Source organism: Pseudomonadota bacterium, assembly GCA_039815145.1.
Lineage (GTDB): Bacteria > Pseudomonadota > Gammaproteobacteria > Steroidobacterales > JBCBZW01 > JBCBZW01.
The window spans coordinates 1-3,423 of the sequence record JBCBZW010000254.1; the positions used below are offsets into that span (position 1 = coordinate 1).

Sequence of the window (3,423 nt, forward strand, 5' to 3'; positions counted from 1 at the left end):
GGCGACAACAACATCCAGCGCTACGAGAGCTACGGCGGCCTCCTGCGCCTGGAGAACACCTTCGCCAACGACATCACGCTCACGGCGATCGGCTCCTGGGAGACCACCGAGGGCTTCAGCATCGGCGACATCGACGGCGGCAACCTCGGCGGCCCCGGGTTCATCCCCTTCCCGTCCGTCACCCAGGACGGCATCGACACGCTGGACCAGTACACCGCAGAGGTTCGCCTGGCCTCGGGGGACGGTCCCTTCACCTGGCAATTCGGTGCCCTGTACTTCTCCCAGCAGTTCGAGATCACCACCTCGCCGTTCTTCGTCGGATCCACCAGCGTGGGCCACGACAACGACTCCTGGGCCGTGTTCGGTCAGACCAGCTTCGACCTGACGGACAACCTCACGGCAACCGCGGGTCTGCGCTACACGGACGACACCCGCGACTTCGAGGTGATTCAACTATTCGGCGCCCCGGCCACCGGCCTCGGCCCGGAGTTCAGCCCCAGCACCGATGAGGGCGAACTGACCTGGGACCTGGCCCTGAACCTCGCGGTGAACGATGAGACCACCCTGTTCACGCGCTACGCACGCGGCTTCCGCGCACCGACCATTCAGGGCCGCGACGTCGCCTTCTTCGGTGTGCCCTCCGTGGCCGACTCGGAAACCGTCGACTCCTTCGAGGTCGGCATGAAGAACGACTTCGGCGTATTCCGCTCCAACATCGCCGTCTTCTACTACACGGTGCAGGACCAGCAACTCACCGCCATCGGCGGCGACGGCAACCTGGTGCAGCTGGTCAACGCCGACGAGGCCACCGGCTTCGGCATCGAGGGTGACCTCGAGGCGATCTTCAACATGAGCGAGAAGACCAGCCTGCTCACGCGCATTGGCGGTAGCTACGTCGACACGGAGATCAACGACGACGACCTCCTCGTCGCGCCCTGCGGCTCCGGCGCGTGCACGCCGCTCGATCCCCTGGTCGATGGCAACGCCCTGGTCGACGGCAACCCGCTGCCCCAGGCGCCGGGCTTCACCCTGTCGCTCCTCGCCCGCTACACCGTGGACCTCGGCGAGGCCCAGTTCTTCCTGCAGACGGACTGGTGGTTCCAGGGTGAGACGAACTTCTTCCTCTACGAATCGGAAGAGTCCTTCACCGACGATGCCTACGAAGGCGCCCTGCGCGCAGGCTTCAGCTGGAACGACGGCCGCTACGAGATCGCCGGCTTCGGCCGCAACATCACGGACAACGAGTTTGCCCGCGGCGGCATCGACTTCAACAACCTGACCGGCTTCGTCAACGCGCCGCGCATCTGGGGCGTGACCTTCACGGGCCGGTACTAGTGGCAGGACACTAGCGCCCCGTGGCTGACACCGCGCCTCCTCGCCTGGTGCCGGGAGGCCGCGGATTCTTGCCCAGGGGATTGCTGCTCGGGGCCTTGTCTCTCCTGGCACTGCTCGCGCGTGCCGAACAGTCCTCTGAGCCGCAGCGCACGGCGGTCGACCTGATCGTAGGTGGGGAGTGGGTGGTCACGATGGACCCCGCCCAGCCCGTGCTCGAGAACGGCGCCATCGCCATCCAGGATGGCCACATCGTCGCCCTGGGTCCCGCCCCTGAGATCTCAGCCACCTACGAAGCGCGCGAGCACTTCGCCGGCGAGCACCGCGTGCTCATGCCCGGGCTGGTGAACGCCCACGGCCACGCGGCGATGACCATCCTGCGCGGCATCGCCGACGATCGCGACGTCATCACCTGGCTGCAGGACTACATCTTCCCCGCCGAAGTGCGCTTCGTGGACGAGGCCCTCGTGCGCCTCGGCACGGAGCTCGCCTGCGCCGAGATGATCCGCGGCGGCACCACCACCTTCGTCGATATGTACTACCACCCGGACGCGATCGCCGAGGTGGTGGTGGACTGCGGTCTGCGCGCCCTGATCTCCGCCACGGTGATCGACCAGCGCAGCCCCGACGCCGCCGACGCCGAGGAGGGCCTCGCCAACGCCCGCGCCTTCATCGGCCGCTGGCAGGGCAAGCACCCGCGCATCACCCCAATCCTAGGCCCGCACTCGGTTTACACCCTGTCGCCCAAACAGCTGGAGCAGGTGGGCGAGTTAGCGCGTGAACTCGACGTGCCTATCTCCATTCACGTGGCCGAGTCACGCTTCGAGATCGACACCACGGCAGCGACCCACGGCTCCACCCCAATCGCCCTGTTAGAGAAGCTGGGCGTCCTTCAGAACCACGTGATCGCAGCCCACGTCGTGCACCCGACGAACGACGATCTCGAAATCCTGTCGGCGCGCGGTGTGGGCGTGGCCCATTGCCCCACGTCGAACATGAAGATCTCCTCCGGCATCGCACCGGTGATCGCGATGCTCGACGCGGGCCTGCACGTCGGCCTCGGCACGGACGGCGCGGCGAGCAACAACGATCTCGACATGTTCGAGGAGATGCGCCTCGGCGCCTTCCTGCAGAAGGTCGCGACGATGGAGCCGACCGCACTCCCGGCCAGCACCGCACTGGAGATGGCCACCTCACGCGGCGCGCAGGTGATCGGCCTCGGGGATGAGATCGGCACCTTGCGCGTGGGCGCTCGGGCCGACGTGATCCAACTCGACCTGTCGGACCTGCACTTCACACCGCTCTACGATGTGATCTCCCACCTCGCCTACGTGGCGGACGAGCAGGACGTGATCACCGTGGTGGTGGACGGTGAGGTGTTGATGCGTGAACGTGAGCTGCTGACCATCGATGTCGCCCGCGTCACTACGCAGGCGCGCGCCCTCGCCAAACGCATCGCTGACGATCTAAAGCGTCGCCCGGCGACGGATGCCCGCAACGAGACCGAATGATGTTCTTTACTCCCCCTGACGGCGTAGGCCGTTTGACCAGCTTGATCCTGGCGAGCTGTGCCCTTTGCGGCCTGGCTGCGTGTGCGGACACCAGTGCGACCAACACGGCACCGACCGACGACGCACCCCTTACCCTCTGCGAGATCGCCGCGCCCTGCGCGAATCCGCTCCCCGTGCGGGTGGTGATCATCACCATGTTCGAGATCGGCGAGGACACGGGCGATGTGCCGGGGGAGTTTCAGTTCTGGAAGGAACGTCGTCCCTTCGACGTCGTCATCCCCTTCCCCCATTCGCACCACGACCTGCACTACGACCCCCACGACCAGGTGCTGGCCGTCGTCGCGGGCATCGGCAGCACCAAGACCACGGCGGCTACCATGGCGCTAGGCCTCGACACGCGCTTCGACCTCAGCAAGGCCTACTGGCTGGTCGCCGGCATCGCAGGAATCGACCCGGAGGATGCGTCGATCGGCTCCGCCGTGTGGTCCGCCTACCTCGTCGACGGCGATCTCTCCCACGAGATCGACGCGCGCGAGAAGCCCGAGGACTGGCCCACGGGCTACTTCGCCATGAACAGCAA

At 66.5% G+C, this 3,423-nt stretch carries 3 protein-coding genes; all 3 read left to right on the top strand.

What is annotated here, in order from left to right; all coding sequences use genetic code 11:
• A partial coding sequence (locus AAF184_25360) for a TonB-dependent receptor (GenBank protein ID MEO0425683.1) occupies positions 1-1,335 on the top strand: 1,335 nt, incomplete at its 5' end.
• Between the two features lie 20 nt (positions 1,336-1,355).
• Positions 1,356-2,843, top strand: a complete 1,488-nt coding sequence (locus AAF184_25365) for an amidohydrolase family protein (GenBank protein ID MEO0425684.1) — start codon at positions 1,356-1,358, stop codon at positions 2,841-2,843.
• Positions 2,840-3,423, top strand: a 584-nt coding sequence (locus tag AAF184_25370; GenBank protein ID MEO0425685.1) for a purine nucleoside permease, incomplete at its 3' end; no start/stop codon positions are given. The genes AAF184_25365 and AAF184_25370, both read left to right, overlap by 4 nt.